15 protein-coding genes and 1 pseudogene are annotated in these 17,033 nt (G+C 60.4%); 7 read left to right on the top strand and 9 right to left on the bottom strand.

All coding sequences use genetic code 11. The annotated features are described in order from the left end of the window. Window positions 1-80 (top strand): annotated as a pseudogene (locus IQK56_RS31730) (hypothetical protein); the annotation flags it as partial. Window positions 81-433: 353 nt separating this feature from the next. Further along, window positions 434-1,771 (top strand): glycerol-3-phosphate transporter, encoded by a 1,338-nt coding sequence (glpT, locus tag IQK56_RS08855; RefSeq protein ID WP_122305346.1) that lies wholly within the window; start codon window positions 434-436, stop codon window positions 1,769-1,771. Here glpT and IQK56_RS08850 read toward each other — a convergent pair. Then, the gene (locus IQK56_RS08850) at window positions 1,768-2,421 is read right to left on the bottom strand and encodes a gamma-glutamylcyclotransferase (RefSeq protein WP_122305347.1); all 654 of its coding nucleotides are present in this window, start codon (window positions 2,419-2,421) and stop codon (window positions 1,768-1,770) included. The genes glpT and IQK56_RS08850 overlap by 4 nt on opposite strands. A gap of 27 nt (window positions 2,422-2,448) precedes the next feature. After that, on the bottom strand, window positions 2,449-4,836 hold the full coding sequence (locus IQK56_RS08845; RefSeq protein ID WP_193862485.1) for a TonB-dependent receptor plug domain-containing protein: 2,388 nt from the start codon (window positions 4,834-4,836) through the stop codon (window positions 2,449-2,451). A gap of 328 nt (window positions 4,837-5,164) precedes the next feature. On the opposite strand from IQK56_RS08845, the gene IQK56_RS08840 reads away from it, so the two are divergent. Further along, window positions 5,165-5,647, top strand: a complete 483-nt coding sequence (locus IQK56_RS08840; protein ID WP_193862486.1) for a sn-glycerol-3-phosphate transporter — start codon at window positions 5,165-5,167, stop codon at window positions 5,645-5,647. Between the two features lie 58 nt (window positions 5,648-5,705). On the opposite strand, the gene IQK56_RS08835 is transcribed toward IQK56_RS08840, so the two are convergent. The 5 genes from IQK56_RS08835 to IQK56_RS08815 all read right to left on the bottom strand — a co-directional run bounded on the left by IQK56_RS08835 (window position 5,706) and on the right by IQK56_RS08815 (window position 10,935). Continuing rightward, window positions 5,706-6,671, bottom strand: a complete 966-nt coding sequence (locus tag IQK56_RS08835) for a CDP-6-deoxy-delta-3,4-glucoseen reductase (protein ID WP_150674465.1) — start codon at window positions 6,669-6,671, stop codon at window positions 5,706-5,708. Then, window positions 6,671-8,137, bottom strand: a complete 1,467-nt coding sequence (ubiD, locus tag IQK56_RS08830) for a 4-hydroxy-3-polyprenylbenzoate decarboxylase (RefSeq protein WP_038444369.1) — start codon at window positions 8,135-8,137, stop codon at window positions 6,671-6,673. The genes IQK56_RS08835 and ubiD overlap by 1 nt, the downstream gene beginning before the upstream one ends. 156 nt (window positions 8,138-8,293) lie before the next feature. Further along, window positions 8,294-9,553 (bottom strand): transcription termination factor Rho, encoded by a 1,260-nt coding sequence (gene rho / locus IQK56_RS08825; RefSeq protein ID WP_003176825.1) that lies wholly within the window; start codon window positions 9,551-9,553, stop codon window positions 8,294-8,296. A 235-nt stretch (window positions 9,554-9,788) separates the two neighbouring features. After that, window positions 9,789-10,118, bottom strand: coding sequence for a thioredoxin TrxA (gene trxA / locus IQK56_RS08820; RefSeq protein ID WP_015886460.1), 330 nt, complete (start codon window positions 10,116-10,118; stop codon window positions 9,789-9,791). 121 nt (window positions 10,119-10,239) lie between these two features. Next, entirely contained in the window at window positions 10,240-10,935 is a 696-nt protein-coding gene (locus IQK56_RS08815; protein ID WP_122305352.1) for a FadR/GntR family transcriptional regulator, read from the bottom strand. Window positions 10,936-11,199: 264 nt separating this feature from the next. Between IQK56_RS08815 and IQK56_RS08810 the strand changes: the two genes are divergently transcribed. Genes IQK56_RS08810 through IQK56_RS08795 form a run of 4 tightly spaced genes read left to right on the top strand, consistent with a single transcriptional unit; the run spans window position 11,200 to window position 14,042 of the window. Beyond that, window positions 11,200-11,985: a transporter substrate-binding domain-containing protein gene (locus tag IQK56_RS08810; RefSeq protein WP_122305353.1), complete on the top strand. Its 786-nt coding sequence runs from the start codon at window positions 11,200-11,202 to the stop codon at window positions 11,983-11,985. A 17-nt stretch (window positions 11,986-12,002) separates the two neighbouring features. Further along, window positions 12,003-12,671 (top strand): amino acid ABC transporter permease, encoded by a 669-nt coding sequence (locus IQK56_RS08805; protein WP_010207407.1) that lies wholly within the window; start codon window positions 12,003-12,005, stop codon window positions 12,669-12,671. Next, window positions 12,668-13,318, top strand: coding sequence for an amino acid ABC transporter permease (locus IQK56_RS08800; RefSeq protein WP_122305354.1), 651 nt, complete (start codon window positions 12,668-12,670; stop codon window positions 13,316-13,318). The genes IQK56_RS08805 and IQK56_RS08800 overlap by 4 nt, the downstream gene beginning before the upstream one ends. After that, on the top strand, window positions 13,305-14,042 hold the full coding sequence (locus IQK56_RS08795) for an amino acid ABC transporter ATP-binding protein (RefSeq protein ID WP_122305355.1): 738 nt from the start codon (window positions 13,305-13,307) through the stop codon (window positions 14,040-14,042). The genes IQK56_RS08800 and IQK56_RS08795 overlap by 14 nt, the downstream gene beginning before the upstream one ends. Here the strand turns inward: IQK56_RS08795 and IQK56_RS08790 are convergent. Continuing rightward, window positions 14,014-14,547 (bottom strand): DUF1120 domain-containing protein, encoded by a 534-nt coding sequence (locus IQK56_RS08790; RefSeq protein WP_122305356.1) that lies wholly within the window; start codon window positions 14,545-14,547, stop codon window positions 14,014-14,016. The genes IQK56_RS08795 and IQK56_RS08790 overlap by 29 nt on opposite strands. Continuing rightward, window positions 14,537-17,011 carry a fimbria/pilus outer membrane usher protein gene (locus tag IQK56_RS08785; protein WP_425274557.1) on the bottom strand — a complete coding sequence of 825 codons (2,475 nt, stop codon included), beginning with the start codon at window positions 17,009-17,011 and terminating at the stop codon, window positions 14,537-14,539. The genes IQK56_RS08790 and IQK56_RS08785 overlap by 11 nt, the downstream gene beginning before the upstream one ends. Window positions 17,012-17,033 lie beyond the last annotated feature (22 nt).

Genomic DNA, 17,033 nt, shown 5'->3' with positions numbered 1-17,033 from the left:
GGGGGATATCTCCACTCTGGCGGGATCCGGGTGTGGTGGCGCATTTGATTGAGACACACAAGACCATGAACGTCGCGTAAGGCGGGCTGGTCAGACAAAGCCCCGTTCGGTGTAAGCCGAGTGGGGCTTTTTGTGGGGTCTTGAAACCAATGGAGATTCAAATGTGGGAGGGGGCTTGCCCCCGATTGCAGTGGGTCAGTCAACTCACCTATAGCTGAAACACCGCTATCGGGGGCAAGCCCCTCCCACATTTGAATCTCCACCCGCGTCAGAAACTGTTTGCGACCACTACTTATCTATTCGCGACATGTTCGTAAGAGAACATGCACTTGCTCTCATTTCCCGTGTTTGCCGCGAAGAGGCGATGCTATTTTCGGTAACGAAACTGTAACATTCGCATCCGCAGTCAAAACAAGAAATCTGGAGCTCTTGAATGTTTGCTTTCTTTCGTCCTGCCGCGCACCAGGCGCCCCTGCCTGAAGAAAAAATAGACAGTACCTACCGACGACTGCGCTGGCAGATCTTCGCCGGTATTTTCTTTGGTTACGCCGGTTATTACCTGCTGCGTAAAAACTTCTCCCTGGCCATGCCTTATCTGATCGACGAGGGTTACACCCGCGGTCAACTGGGCCTGGCGATGTCGGCCATCGCGATTGCCTACGGCCTGTCCAAGTTCCTCATGGGCCTGGTGTCCGACCGTTCAAACCCTCGCTACTTCCTGCCTTTCGGCCTGTTGGTGTCGGCGGGTGTCATGTTCATTTTCGGTTTCGCACCTTGGGCAACGTCCAGCGTGACCATGATGTTCATTTTGCTGTTCATCAACGGTTGGGCCCAGGGCATGGGCTGGCCGCCAAGTGGGCGGACCATGGTGCACTGGTGGTCGCAGAAAGAACGCGGCGGCGTGGTTTCGGTGTGGAACGTGGCGCACAACGTCGGCGGCGGTCTGATCGGCCCGCTGTTCCTGCTGGGCATGGCCTGGTTCAACGACTGGCACGCTGCCTTCTACGTGCCGGCCACTGTGGCCTTGGCGGTAGCGGCCTTTGCCTTCATCACCATGCGCGATACCCCGCAATCCGTCGGCCTGCCGCCCATCGAGCAGTACAAGAACGACTACCCGGAAGGCTACGACGCCAGCCATGAAGAAGAATTCAGCGCCAAGGAAATCTTCGTCAAATACGTGCTGCGCAACAAAATGCTGTGGTACATCGCCTTCGCCAACGTGTTCGTCTACTTGCTGCGCTACGGCGTGCTGGACTGGGCGCCGACTTACCTGAAGGAAGCCAAGCACTTCGACGTGGATAAAACGTCCTGGGCGTACTTCTTCTACGAGTGGGCGGGCATTCCTGGCACGCTGTTGTGCGGCTGGATGTCGGACAAGATATTCCGTGGCAACCGCGGCCTGACGGGCGTGGTGTTCATGGCGCTGGTGACCGTGGCAACCCTGGTTTACTGGCTCAATCCGCCGGGCAACCCGATGGTCGACATGATTGCGCTGTTCTCCATCGGCTTCCTGATCTACGGCCCGGTGATGCTGATCGGCCTGCAGGCGCTGGAACTGGCCCCGAAGAAAGCCGCCGGTACGGCTGCGGGCTTCACCGGTCTGTTCGGTTACCTGGGTGGTTCGGTGGCCGCGAGTGCGGCGATGGGCTACACCGTTGACCACTTCGGCTGGGACGGTGGTTTTGTCCTGCTGATCGGCGCGTGCCTGCTGGCGATCGCGTTCCTGATCCCAACGCTGTGGCACACCAACAGCGTCAGCTCGGCGCGCTAATCGCCTGAGCAACCCTTTGCACACCGCTTGAGCCGCGCCTCCAGATTCTTATCTGGCATGGCGTGGCTACGCAGGGCGTTCACGGTCTGCTCGACATAATCGCGCGTAGTGCCGTAACGCCCGCAAGCGCTTTGCAGCACGTGATTGAGGATCACGTCGGGTAAATTGCCTGCGTAACTGGGCAAATGCCGTTCCAACACAAACCCCAAGGCCTGCACCTGACTGCCATCCTCAAGACGGCAGCTGAGCCAGTGTGGCCGGTAGGACGGGTACGGCATCTCGCGCTGCCACAAGGCATAAAGCGAGGCCTCCAACTGATCTTCCGGCAAGCGGTAGGCGAACCCGCTGCACGAGCCACCGCGATCCAGCCCGAACACCAATCCCGGTGTTTCCGGCGTACCCCGATGCTCGTGGGACCACAGGTACAGGCCCCGGTGATAACCATGGACCCGTGCCCGCAACCGCTCGGAGGACGAGCATTCAGGACGCCAGATCAGCGAACCGTACGCAAATAGCCACACCGGCCCACCTTTGTGCCGGCCCATGGTGGCCTGCATCGAGCTCATCAACTGTTCGTGAGTGAGTTGCGGCCCCAGATCGAGCCGCGGAGGGTAAGCCAATTGCTGAAGATCGGTTTCAATGGCGGTCATGGCGAAAAGCGGTACGCCTCCTGTGTGTTACCAGTTGTAAGCAACTTTACCGTAATAAAACGCGCCGCTGTAACCGTACGGCGAAAAAGTGCTATAGGCCAAATTGCCACCGCTGCTGGCGAAGGCGTTGACCTTCTCCGGGTATTTATCGGTGACGTTGTCGCCGCCCAGGGTGAAGGTCCAGTTCTTCAACTTGTAGTCGGCCGACAAATCCAGCACCCAGGCTGCCTTGAAGGTCTGGTCGTTGACCTTGTCCGCCTGGTAGCTGGTGAATTCACCATAGCGCACCAGGTTGCTGTGCAGTGCCCAATTACCGAACGTGAAGTCGTTACCCAGGCTCAGCTTGTGCTGAGGCGTGGTATCGCCAAGCAAACCGATGCGCTCGCGGCGGTCTACCCGCACCAGGTTCGCGCCAAGGCTGTCGAGGATGGCCGGGTTGGGTTTCACATCGGTCACTTTGGTGTGGTTGTAGTTGTAGCCTACGGTGCTGTTCCAGCGGACGCCGCTGTCGAATAGGTAGCGATAGTTGGCCACCAGGTCGACGCCATCGGTGCTGGTGTCGGTGGCATTGGTGAAGTAGCGGGCGGTGGTGTAGTCGATGTTGCCCACGCCGTTGGCCTGCAGATAGGCACGCGTCGCCGCGTTTATGCCAAGGTTGGAGGACAGGCTGATACGGTCACGGATGTCGATGCGGTACACATCCACCGTCACCGTCAGGTCATCGGCCGGTTCCAGCACCAGGCCAAGGCTGTAGTTGCGCGACTTCTCGGCCTTGAGGTCCTCGGCGCCGAGCAGGCGCGCCACCTGGCTGTTGGCCGGGAAGGTGCCGGCTTCCTGGATGGTGCTGCCGATCAACTGCGACGAGGTGTAGGCAAAATTCTGCTGAGCCAGGGAGGGTGCGCGGAAACCGTTGGAAACACTGCCGCGCAAGGCCACTTGCGGGGTGAAGTCATAGCGGGCTGACAGCGAGCCGCTGACATTGGAGCCGAAATCACTGTAATCCTCATGACGCACGGCGGCCGAGGCGCTGAGTTTTTCGGTGAAATTGGTTTCCAGGTCCAGGTACTGGGCCCAATTGTGACGCGAGCTGGTGCCGGCATCGGCATCCCGGAAACCACCCAGCCCGGAGCTGCCGGTCTGGAAGTAGGATGCCGGCTCGCCGGCTTCGATTTCATAGCCCTGATGCAGGTATTCGCCCCCAAACGCCACGGACACCGGATACGGCAGCCAACCCACATCAAACTCACGGGACAGATCCAGGCTGACTTGTTTCTGGTCGTTGCTCAGGGTGCCGTTGTCGAACTTGCGCGGCGTGGCCAGTCCCAGGGAGGTGTTGATGGTTTCGGTGCTGAGGGCGTACTGGTTCTTGCCGTAGTTGGCCGACAAGTCGTAATGCCAGTCGTAGGCCAGCGAGCCGCGCAAGCCCACCACCAGCGAGGTGTCTTCGAGGTTGCCCTTGATCAACGGCAGGTAACCGTTGGGGTTGAGCGCTGGGATGTTGTTGGCCGCATTGCTCGCCCGGTAGAACGCCGCCGTCTCGCCGCGCCGCTTGCTGTAGCCGCCGAAGGTGTAGAACTCGGCCGAGTCGTTGAAGGAATATTCGGAGTTGAACTGGAACTTGCCTTCATTGGTAGCCGGCTCGCCCTGACGGAAAACACGCTGGCCGTAGGTGGTAGAACCGACACTGCCCGCACGGTAGTCATCCCCGGCGCGGTTGGTGTAATCGTTGTCGGCGCCTTCGGCCGAGAGGTTGATAAAGCCGTTGTCGCCCAATGCCAGGCCAGTATTGCCGCTGACATTGCGCTGGATACCATCACCCTTCTTGTATTCGCCAAACTTGGTGGAGATGGAGCCGCCATGGTCGGCGTGCTTGAGGATCACGTTGATCACTCCGGCGATCGCATCCGAGCCGTAACGCGCCGAGGCGCCGTCGCGCAGCACTTCGATATGGTCCACCGCCGACAGCGGGATCGCATTCAGGTCCGCCGGCGCCGAGCCTCGCCCCACCGCACCGCCCAGGTTGACGAAGGCACTGGTGTGGCGGCGCTTGCCATTGACCAGCACCAGCACCTGATCGGGTGACAGGCCGCGCAATTGCGCAGGTCGCACCAGTTCGGCGCCATCCACCAGGCTTGGGCGCGGGAAATTGATGGATGGAATCAGGCGCGCCAGCACCGCGCCCAGCTCATCGGAGCCGGTGCTGCGCAGGCTTTCGCCGGAGATCACATCGATGGGTGACAGCGACGCGCTGGCCGTGCGCTCCTGGGCGCGGGTACCGGTGACGATCACGGTGTCGAGTCTGGGTGCATCGGCGGCGGACGTTTCGGCCGCAAAGACTGGATTGAAGCTCACAGCGGTCAGCAAATTGGCCGACAAAATCGCTGAGTACAGCGCGTGCTTGTTGTAGCTCCCCATACCGCTCCCCTTGGAATCAAGACCCAGCGCTTCAATGCGCTGAGTGCGTACGATCGATCCGGCTGGCGGGCGGTGGCGGTCAATTGTTGGTTATTGGCAGAAAATCGGTAGTCCGTTGCGATATAGCTTAAAGATATTCATGTAACAAATTAAATACCTTTAAAGAATAAGCGAATGCATAAGGCCGGCACCCTTTCGTCAGGATTATGCGCAGCAATCCCGCTAGTTTCAGCCCCGGTTCAGCCTGGGCTCGCGCCAAACCGTCAAAATAGCGCGCACATCACGACCCACTTAGCCGCCCATCAAACCGACTACCGAGGTCGCACCCATGAAAAAATTCCGACTGCCTGGCCTGTTGTTGCTGGCCCAGGCCACCACTGCACTGGCTGGCGAACCGCCCATCAGCGAAGATGACAAGGGCTTCTGGTACGCGCAGACCAGCGTCTACACCCAACATTTTGCGCCAGATAAAGACCATAACAACAACCAGGACCTGATCGGCCTGGAGCGCAATGAAGCATCAGGGTGGGTGTATGGCGGGGCGACCTTTCGCAACTCGTTCAGCCAGCGCTCGTACTACGCCTATGCGGGCAAGCGCTATGACATGACCGATTATCCGGTGTACCTGAAGGTTACCGGCGGGGCGATCCAGGGTTATCGCGGCAAGTACCGCGACAAGATCCCCTTGAACCGTTTCGGCGTGGCGCCGGTGATCATTCCGTCAGTAGGCACCCATTACGGGCCGGTGGCGGCGGAGTTGGCGTTGCTGGGGTTCAATGCGGCGATGGTGACGACCGGCGTGCGCTTCTAAGCGGAAACTGAGCGGGGCAAGCCCGCTCACCACAACAGTTGGTAGTCCTTACGAAGGATCAGCGCGGGGCGTAAGCGAATACATCGGCGCGCATCTGGTGCGCATCCATGCCGGCGTCGACCAGCGCATCCAAAGTGCCGTAGATCATCGCCGGTGAACCGCTGGCGTAGACGTGCACAGCCTTGAGGTCGACGATGTCCTCGCACACGGCTTCATGGAGCAAACCGCAGCGGCCTTCCCAGCCGCACAAATCGCTGACGACTTTGTGCAGGAACAGGTTAGGCAACTGCAGCCACTGGTCCCAGTGCTCGATATCGTAAAAGTCTTCCGGGCGACGCACGCCCCAGTACAGGTGCACCGGGTGCTTGAAGCCGGAGGCGCGGCAATGTTCGATCAGGCTGTGCATCTGCGCCATGCCGGTGCCGGCGGCGATCAACACCAGCGGACCGTCCGGCAACTCGGCCAGGTGAGTGTCACCAAACGGCAGCTCTACGCGGGCCATCTGGTTACGTTGCAGTTGTTCCAGCAGGCTGCGCGCACTGTCCTCGCGGGCCAGCACGTGCAGCTCCAGCTCGCGCCCGGCATGGGGCGCCGAGGCCAGGGAAAACGCGGATTTCTCGCCATTTTCCCGTTCGATCATCAGGTATTGCCCGGCGTGGTAACGCACCGCCTTGCCGGCCGGAGCCCGCAGGCGCACGCGCCACACATCACCACCGACCTCTACGCATTCACTCAATTGGCACGACAACTTGCGCAACGGCAACTCTCCCGGCGCCAGCACGCCATCCCACAACACAATGCAATCTTCCAGCGGTTCGGCGATGCAGGTGTAGAACTCACCGTGATCGCGCACCTCACCGGCTTGCTGCACCCGACCTTCCACCAGCAGCGCGGCACACACATGGCACACGCCGTTGCGACAGGCCTGGGGGCATTCGTAGCCCAGTCGGCGTGCGCCTTCGAGGATTCGCTCGCCGGGGACCAGCTCCAGCACAGCGCCGGAAGGTTGCAGGGTTACACGCATCAATCTATTCCCAATTCTTTCCACATCGCATCGACGCGCGCGGTCACGGCTTCATCCTTGACGATCACCCGACCCCATTCGCGGGTGGTTTCACCCGGCCATTTATGGGTGGCATCCAGGCCCATCTTGGAACCAAGGCCTGATACCGGCGACGCGAAGTCGAGGTAGTCGATTGGCGTGTTGTCGATCATCACCGTATCGCGCTTGGGGTCCATGCGCGTGGTGATGGCCCAGATCACGTCGTTCCAGTCGCGGGCGTTGATGTCGTCGTCGGTGACAATAACGAACTTGGTGTACATGAACTGTCGCAAAAACGACCACACACCCAGCATGACGCGCTTGGCATGGCCCGGATACGACTTCTTCATGGTCACGATGGCCATGCGGTACGAACAGCCTTCCGGCGGCAGGTAGAAGTCGGTGATTTCCGGGAATTGCTTTTGCAGGATCGGCACAAACACTTCGTTGAGGGCCACGCCCAGAATCGCCGGCTCATCCGGCGGACGGCCGGTGTAGGTGCTGTGGTAGATCGGTTTGATCCGGTGAGTGATGCGCTCGACGGTGAACACCGGGAAGCTGTCGACTTCGTTGTAGTAGCCGGTGTGGTCGCCGTAAGGGCCTTCGTCAGCCATCTCGCCAGGGTGGATCACGCCTTCGAGGATGATTTCCGCAGTGGCCGGCACTTGCAGGTCATTGCCACGGCACTTCACCAGCTCGGTGCGGTTGCCGCGCAGCAGACCGGCGAAGGCGTATTCGGACAGGCTGTCCGGCACCGGGGTCACGGCGCCAAGGATGGTCGCCGGGTCGGCGCCCAGGGCCACGGAGACCGGGAACGGTTGGCCGGGGTGTTTTTCGCACCACTCACGGAAGTCCAGCGCGCCGCCACGGTGGCTCAGCCAACGCATGATCACCTTGTTGCGGCCGATCACTTGCTGACGGTAGATGCCGAGGTTCTGGCGATCCTTGTTCGGGCCTTTGGTGACGGTCAGGCCCCAGGTAATCAGCGGGCCGACGTCGCCAGGCCAGCAGGTTTGCACCGGGAGCATGGCCAAGTCGACGTCATCGCCTTCAATGACCACTTCCTGACACACCGCGTCCTTGACCACCTTGGGCGCCATGGCAATGATCTTGCGGAAGATCGGCAGCTTCGACCAGGCATCCTTCAAGCCCTTGGGTGGCTCGGGTTCCTTGAGGAAGGCCAGCAGCTTGCCGATCTCGCGCAACTCGCTGACCGACTCGGCGCCCATGCCGAACGCTACGCGGTCGGGCGTGCCGAACAGGTTGCCGAGCACCGGAATATCAAAGCCGGTCGGGTTTTCGAACAGCAGCGCCGGGCCCTTGTTACGCAGGGTACGGTCGCAAATCTCAGTCATTTCCAGCACCGGGGACACCGGCACCTGGATACGTTTCAACTCTCCGCGCTGCTCAAGTTGCTGCACGAAATCCCGAAGATCCTTGAATTTCATTAACCATGCCACCCGTAAAATAGGCGTACATCCTACCTGCTCTGAGGCTGGCTGGCAGCCTATCGCGGTGCATTTGGGTGCCAACGGTGCTGAAAAAGCAGGCGAAAAAAAATGGCGCCCCTGAGGGCGCCATTCTTTCGGACCTGAAACGTCGTATTACTTACGCTTCATCGACAGGAAGAACTCGTCGTTGGTCTTGGTGGTTTTCAGCTTGTCGATCAGGAACTCGATGGCTGCAACTTCATCCATCGGGTGCAGCAGCTTGCGCAGGATCCACATGCGCTGCAGTTCGTCGTCGGCTGTCAGCAACTCTTCGCGGCGGGTGCCGGAACGGTTGATGTTGATGGCCGGGAACACGCGCTTTTCTGCGATGCGACGGTCCAAAGGCAGTTCCATGTTGCCGGTACCCTTGAACTCTTCGTAGATCACTTCGTCCATCTTCGAACCGGTTTCAACCAGTGCGGTGGCGATGATGGTCAGCGAGCCGCCTTCTTCGATGTTCCGCGCAGCGCCGAAGAAACGCTTCGGTTTCTCCAGGGCGTGGGCATCGACACCACCGGTCAATACCTTGCCGGAACTCGGGATCACGGTGTTGTAGGCACGGGCCAGACGGGTGATGGAATCGAGCAGGATCACCACGTCCTTCTTGTGTTCGACCAGGCGCTTGGCCTTCTCGATCACCATTTCGGCAACCTGCACGTGGCGGGTTGGCGGCTCATCGAACGTCGAGGCAACCACTTCGCCGCGCACGGTGCGCTGCATTTCGGTTACTTCTTCCGGACGTTCATCGATCAGCAATACGATCAGGTGAACTTCAGGGTTGTTACGTGCGATGTTCGCTGCAATGTTCTGCAGCATGATCGTTTTACCGGCTTTCGGCGGTGCGACGATCAAGCCACGCTGGCCTTTGCCGATCGGGGCGCACAGGTCGATTACACGACCGGTCAAGTCTTCGGTGGAACCGTTACCGGCTTCCATCTTCATGCGCACGGTCGGGAACAGCGGGGTCAGGTTCTCGAAGAGAATCTTGTTTTTCGCGTTCTCTGGACGATCGAAGTTGATCGTGTCGACCTTGAGCAGGGCGAAGTAACGCTCGCCTTCCTTCGGAGGGCGGATCTTGCCAACGATGGTGTCACCGGTGCGCAAGTTGAAGCGACGGATCTGGCTCGGCGAGACGTAGATATCGTCTGGGCCGGCGAGATAGGAAGCGTCTGCGGAGCGGAGGAAGCCGAAGCCGTCCTGGAGAATCTCCAGCACGCCATCACCGGAGATTTCCTCGCCGCTTTTCGCGTGCTTCTTGAGCAGGGAGAAAATCACGTCCTGCTTGCGCGAACGGGCCATATTTTCTATGCCCATTTCTTCGGCCAATTGGAGCAGGTCGGTAATCGGCTTTTGCTTGAGTTCAGTCAGATTCATATAGGAATGACGTAATCATTTATGGAGGGGGGGAAATTAAGCTTTTGGCTTAATGAGGCCGCGCCGCAGAGAAGGCGACAGGATCGCGTACTAATCGAAAAGGAATGCGTCGGCGACGGCTTGCAGGGGGCAGTGGAGAAACCAGTGCGGGGCCGAATGTACCACCTGAGTTTCGGAGCGTCTAGCCCTGTTTAACGAAAAAGCCCCGCGATTCGCGGGGCTTTTTTGACGACGCTTAGATGTTGGCGTCGAGGAAAGCTTGCAGCTGGGACTTCGACAGTGCACCTACCTTGGTTGCTTCAACGTTGCCGTTCTTGAACAGCATCAGCGTAGGAATACCACGCACGCCGTGCTTGGCCGGGGTTTCCTGGTTGTCGTCGATGTTCAGCTTGGCAATGGTCAACTTGCCTTCGTAAGTGGTTGCAATGTCGTCCAGGACCGGAGCGATCATTTTGCAAGGGCCGCACCATTCAGCCCAGTAGTCAACCAGCACCGGGCCAGCAGCCTTGAGTACTTCGGCCTCAAAGGTCGCGTCGGTGACGTGCTTGATAAGATCGTTGCTCATGGATGTCTCCGGATTGTAAGCAAAAAAAACGTTGCCCATCATAGCCGCCCTTCCCCCGTTCAGGAAGCCGCCTCTAATTGAGTCTTGCTATGGTGGTGCATGAGTTTGGGTATGGCCCGACTCACGGCGTGACAGGCGTCACGAAGGCAATGCCCGTACGCAGCGCCGCGTTGCGTACGTGTTCCTGCATGGTTTTCTGTGCCGCTGCACTGGCGCGGCGTGCCAGGGCGCGCAGGATTTTGCGATGTTCCTGCCAGGTTTCCATGGCCCGCTCCGGCCGGATGAACGGTAGTTTCTGGCTTTCCAGGAACACCTCGGCGCTGGCACTCAAGATACTCACCATTGCCTGGTTGCCGCTGGCCAGCAGGATGCGCTGGTGAAACTCGAAGTCCAGCCGCGCAGCCGCCTCGAAGTCGCCGGCCTTGAGCACCTTGCGCATCGCCTCGACGTTATCCTCAAGACTATCCAATTCATCAATGGTCAGCGTCACCGCCGCCAGCCCCGCCGCAAAGCCTTCCAGCGCATAGCGCAACTGGAAGATATCCAGTGGCGTGGCCTGTGCCGCGAACGGCCAGGCAAATCCCGGCGCCTCATCAGCCGCCTGCACGAATACGCCTTTTCCCGGCTGCACGCTGACCACGCCCAAGGCGCTCAAAGACGACAACGCCTCACGCAATGACGCCCGACTAACGCCCAACTGCACCGCCAGGTCGCGCTGGGACGGCAATGCGTCGCCCGGCACGAAGCCCTGCTCCTTGATCAGTTTGCGGATGGCCTGCAGGGCCGCTTCCGGTACGGCTTGGGCGATGGAATTCATAAAAAACTCAAGGTTTCAGTCAGCAGAGCGGTTAGTTGTAAAGCTATTCGTGGCCGGCGGCAAGCCACGCCCCAAAGGGGTCGCTGGGTTTTACCGGCGCTCGAAAAGAGTGCGAAAAGCTCAGCCACTGTTCAGACCAGTAAGACCACTGCAGCTCAACAAATCCCAGCCTTGCAGAGGATTCCGAGCGGGCTGGCATGGGCTGTGCAATCACGCAAGCAAGCCAAATCCAGAAAATCCTTTCGCCCTTCTCGGAGAGTTGCCATGACCAAGCGCTACAGCGCCCTGCTCACTGCCCTGTTTGCCAGCCTGATGCTGAGCCAGGCACCCGCCCAGGCCAACGGTCTGGACGATATTGTCGCCCGTGGCACCCTCAAGGTCGCCGTGCCCCAGGACTTCCCGCCATTCGGCTCGGTGGGCCCCGACATGAAGCCACGCGGCCTGGACATCGACACCGCCAAGCTGCTGGCCGACCAACTCAAGGTCAAACTGGAACTGACCCCGGTCAACAGCACCAACCGCATCCCGTTCCTCACCACCGGCAAGGTCGACCTGGTGATCTCAAGCCTGGGCAAGAACCCGGAGCGGGAAAAGGTCATCGACTTCTCCAAGGCTTACGCGCCGTTCTACCTGGCCGTGTTCGGCCCACCGGATGCCGCCATCACCAGCCTCGACGACCTCAAGGGCAAGACCATCAGCGTGACCCGTGGCGCCATCGAAGACATCGAGCTGACCGCCGTAGCGCCCAAGGAAGCCACCATCAAGCGCTTCGAAGACAACAACTCGACCATCGCCGCCTACCTGGCCGGCCAGGTTGACCTGATCGCCAGCGGCAACGTGGTAATGGTCGCGATCAGCGAACGCAACCCAAAACGCGTGCCGGCGCTGAAGGTGAAACTCAAGGACTCGCCGGTGTACGTCGGCGTGAACAAAAACGAGCCGGCACTGCTGGAGAAGGTCAACCAGATCCTGGTCGCGGGCAAGGCTGACGGCAGCCTGCAAAAGAACGCGATGCAGTGGCTCAAAGAGCCGCTGCCTGCTGATCTCTGATACGACGGAGCTGACTCATGGCGTATCAATTTGACTTTGTACCCGTGCTGGCCAATACCGACCTGCTGCTGCGCGGCGCGCTGTTCACCCTTGAGCTGACGGCCATCGGCGCGATCCTCGGCGTGGCCCTGGGCACCGTTGGCGCGGTGGTGCGGGCATGGAAGATCCAGCCGTTTGCCTGGTGCTTCGGCGTCTATGTCGAGTTGATCCGCAACACGCCGTTCCTGGTGCAACTGTTCTTCATCTTCTTCGGCCTGCCGTCCCTGGGGCTGAAGATTACCGAATGGCAAGCGGCCGTACTGGCGATGGTGATCAACCTGGGGGCCTACTCCACGGAGATTATCCGCGCCGGCATCCAGGCCATTCCCCGTGGGCAATTGGAAGCGGCCGCCGCACTGGCGATGACGCGTTTCGAGGCGTTTCGCCACGTGGTGCTGCTGCCGGCGCTGGGCAAGGTGTGGCCTGCCCTGAGCAGCCAGATCATCATCGTGATGCTCGGTTCGGCGGTGTGTTCGCAGATCGCCACCGAAGAGCTGAGCTTCGCCGCCAACTTTATCCAATCGCGCAATTTCCGCGCATTTGAAACCTATGCCCTGACCACCCTGGTGTACCTGTGCATGGCGCTGATGATCCGCCAGTTGCTCAACTGGATCGGGCGCCGCTTTGTCATGAGGAACAGTCGATGAGTGATTTTTCCTTCTGGGACATCGTGCGCAATCTGCTGACAGGCTTGCAGTGGACGCTATTGCTGTCGCTGGTGGCGTTTATCGGCGGCGGCCTGATCGGCTTGCTGGTGATGACCATGCGCATCAGCAAAAAGGCGTTCCCACGCAATGTTGCGCGCACCTATATCGAACTGTTCCAGGGCACGCCGCTGCTGATGCAGCTGTTCCTGGTGTTCTTCGGCATCGCCTTGCTGGGGATTGATATTTCGCCCTGGCTGGCGGCGGCGATTGCCCTCACTTTATTTACCAGCGCCTACCTCGCCGAGATCTGGCGCGGCTGCGTCGACTCCATCGCCCACGGGCAGTGGGAAGCCTCGGCCAGCCTGGCACTTAATCCGCTGGAGCAACTGCGCTATGTGATCCTGCCCCAGGCGCTGCGGATTGCCGTCGCGCCAACGGTGGGGTTCTCGGTGCAAGTGGTCAAAGGCACCGCAGTCACTTCGATCATCGGCTTCACCGAATTGACCAAGACCGGCGGCATGCTCGCCAACGCTACCTTCGAGCCCTTCATGGTCTACGGCCTGGTGGCCCTCGGTTACTTCCTGCTCTGCTACCCCTTGTCCCTCAGTGCGCGCTACCTGGAAAGGAGACTGCATGCCTCTGCTTAGAATTTCCGCCCTGCATAAGTATTACGGCGATCACCACGTACTCAAAGGCATCGACCTGACCGTTGAAGAAGGCCAGGTGGTGGCGATCATCGGCCGCAGCGGCTCGGGCAAGTCCACCTTGCTGCGCACCCTCAACGGCCTGGAATCGATCAACGACGGCGTGATCGAAGTCGACGGCGAATACCTCGACGCCGCCCGCGCCGACCTGCGCAGCCTGCGGCAGAAAGTCGGCATGGTGTTCCAGCAGTTCAACCTGTTCCCACATCTCACGGTGGGTGAAAACGTGATGCTCGCGCCACAGGTGGTGCAGAAGGTGCCCAAGGCCAAGGCCGCGCAGCTGGCAAGACAAATGCTTGAGCGCGTAGGACTGGGCGAGAAGTTCGACGCCTTTCCTGATCGCCTGTCCGGCGGCCAGCAACAGCGCGTCGCCATTGCCCGCGCCCTGGCCATGTCACCCAAAGTGCTGCTGTGCGACGAAATCACCTCGGCCCTGGACCCGGAACTGGTCAATGAGGTACTCAGCGTCGTCCGCCAGTTGGCCAAGGACGGCATGACCTTGATCATGGTGACCCACGAGATGCGCTTCGCCCGCGAGGTTGGCGACAAGCTGGTGTTCATGCACCAGGGCAAGGTGCATGAAGTCGGCGACCCCAAGGTACTGTTCGCCAACCCGCAGACCCCAGAACTCGCCAACTTCATCGGTTCAGTGGAGCAGGCGGGCTGACCAGTTCGAAATGACCCTGCCCTTCCAGCAACGTCTGGCTGCGCACCTGCAACGCGTCGGAGGGCAGCTCGGTGTCGATATCGACCTGGGCGGTCAGTCGGTTTCCGGCCACCGGCGCCACCAGGACCTGGCCGGGCAATAACTGCCCGCTGGCAGCCTCGCCGGGCAGGTGTGCCGCCCCCCACACCACGGGGTGTCCATCCACCTGGGCATGCTTGAGGGTCAGACGAAAGCGCCCCTCACGACCAAAGCGAAAACCTTGCCCATCAGCCGCCCCGACAAACCGCAACGCCATTGCCGAAGGCTCTGCACAGAGTACGCTCAGGTGCACCGTGCGCGTTCCCAGCGCGAACGATGCGCTTGGGGCCAGTGTCTCCTTGCGAATAACGCCATAGTCGATACGGGGCTGACTGACGGACACCCGGCAATTTTCAGCCCGGACACCCTGGACCATCAACAATGTGCACATCAGTGCAAAGCCCATACCTTTACGATTAGCGGCCATGGCACACCGCCGATGCTGTCTCGTAGAACGTGTCAGTTTCACGCGGGGTCTCGGTGGCCAGGTTCAGCAGGCAGTTAGAAGAGTCCGGCAATGAAACCCGCAGGCTTTGCTCGTTATTCGCGTCGTTCAGGAAAATCATGCCCTCGCCCACCACGCTGGTCAGGAAGCGATTGTCGTTGTCGAACACCGAAGCGCCCTGAGGCAGCGGCCGACCCTGTTGATCAACGGCGGAGAGCAACATGCGACGCACTGTCACCACATCAAACGCCACGCTGTTGACTGACCCGCGCCCCGCGGCGAGCACCTGGGTGCCGTTCTTCAGGTCTACACGCTTGGGCAAGGATTGGGTTTGCACTTCGATGCGACTGTTGGTGTAGGCCGGCAAGCCGGGTATCACGGCTTGCCCGCTGAAGTCGGTCCATACCGGTCCGTGCGGGGTGTCGATTTTCGCAGCGCTGAGATTGCCCACCGATGCGATGCCAAACGTGTCCTGTACGGCATACGGCGAGAACGTCAACCCACCTTCGTGAGCCACCATGCCGCCTTGCAACTGCCCGGTATAGCTTGTACCCAGCGGGTCACGACTGACCCCCAGGCCCACGCGGGTGTATCGCGGCATCAGGTCCACCTGCCCCCGAACCGATTGCTCCCTGGCACTGAGGTCACGTTCGACACCCACGTCGTAATTCACATACTCATTGACCCGCTCACTGAGCGCGACACCTGCACGGGCCTGCTTTCCACGATGACTGGTATAGCTGTTCAGGCGACGGTCACCGCCCAAGGGCACGCTGACCTGCAAACGCACGGACAGGTCATCGTCCTGGGCGGTATCGCGCCGCCGACCTCCACTCGCAGCATCACGTCGTACCTGGGTACCGCCTACTTGCGAGTCGGCGACCAACGCGACATCTGCGTGGCGAAACGACTTGTTCCATGAAGCAAACACATGGTCTGTAAGGTGCCCGTCAACCTGCGCGCTGCGGGTGTAGCCCAGGGAGAATGCCCCCAACGTGTTATCGACCCAGCTCAGGCCCGCCGTGTACTGACGACTGAAACGCGAACCCAGTTCTTCGGCGTTACTCGGGCGACCCGCCTCCAGCACCTCGCGATAACCACGGGTCTGGGTGGTTGCGCTGAGATTGAGGTCGAGATTGCCGTACACCGGGCTGCTCACCGACACACTGCTGCGGGATCCGGATGTCGCATTGCGGCTGTCCCGGGACACGTTGTGACGTGCACCCACGGAAACCCGCTGGAAAAACACGCTGCTGAGGGTGCCGCCTGCCGACCAGTACTCATCGGTACTCAGCAAGCCGAACCCCGCCGAGGCATCGCGCCCCAAACCCCAAGTGCCGCTGCCCATGGCAACGACCGGCGAGGGGGCATCCCCCTGGGTATTTTCACGCACCTTGCCAAGGGCGAAGTAATAACCCGGCGCCGCAGGAGCCGCCCCCGCAAAAGAGGCTGCCGGCACCACAAAGCTTCTCTTGCTGCCCCGTACATCAATGACGCTGACGTCCAGGTCGCTGGTGCCATTGAGCAATGGCAGGCCAGTCAGCCTGAAAGGACCTTCAGGCACCAGCGTGCTGTGAATCAGCACGCCTGCCTGGCGTACTTCAATGCGTGACTGGCTTTGGGCCAGCCCTTCTACCACCGCATTGTTGCTGCCCGCCGGCGCCCGCGACTGGCCATCGGGGGAAAACTGCACGCCGGACAGTTGAATGCCGCTGAACAGCGGGTTGTTACTGGCGAGCTGGCCTACCTGGAAAGTCGACTGCAACGCAGCGAGGTCTCGCTGGGCATAGGCATACAGGTGTTCGGTACGGGCCACACCATCGTCAGACACATAGAATTGACGACTGCGAACAATCCAGTCACCCACGTTGAAGCCCGCCTCGGTATGGGCCGAAACGAACCGGCTGGGCCCACTGCGCGAATGGCTGTCGAAACCCTGCACGTCATAGTTGAACAATGCCGCCGTACCGCCTCGAGCGAACTCCCCGGCCTCCCATTGCGGCTCACGCAGGGAACCGGTCGGCACCACCAGCGCGACCTCGTCGCTGCCGGGGCGCAGTCGCACCATCGTCGTCGGGAAAGCGCCGAGGAAGTCATGGCAGGCATGGTCGCTGGTGACAGCTTCGCCGACGATGCCGACGGGTTTCACCAACCCGGCTTTTTCCAGCAGCCCAGGGGTAAAACACAATTGTCCTTGCGAGTCGAATCTCGCATCCACCAACCCGAGCGGGTTCCCGTTGACCCGCAACCCCACCACATGAACACCTTCGCGAAAACGCGCGGCTGTGCGGAAGTAATCGGAGACTTTCGGGTCGATGCCGTGGGTGGTCAATGCCGCAAGGTCGAAGCCCTCTCCCAACTCCAACGCAGGAACAGCACCAGGCAAGCTCCATAATGTTGCAACGCCCATGAGCAGCGTGGGTCGACGAGGCCACAACGAGGTCATTAATGATTTACGCGACAGGTTT

Source organism: Pseudomonas cyclaminis (assembly GCF_015163715.1).
Taxonomy (GTDB): Bacteria; Pseudomonadota; Gammaproteobacteria; order Pseudomonadales; family Pseudomonadaceae; genus Aquipseudomonas; species Aquipseudomonas cyclaminis.
The sequence above is the reverse complement of the archived record's forward strand: the minus strand, read 5'-3'. Positions and strand labels throughout refer to the sequence as shown.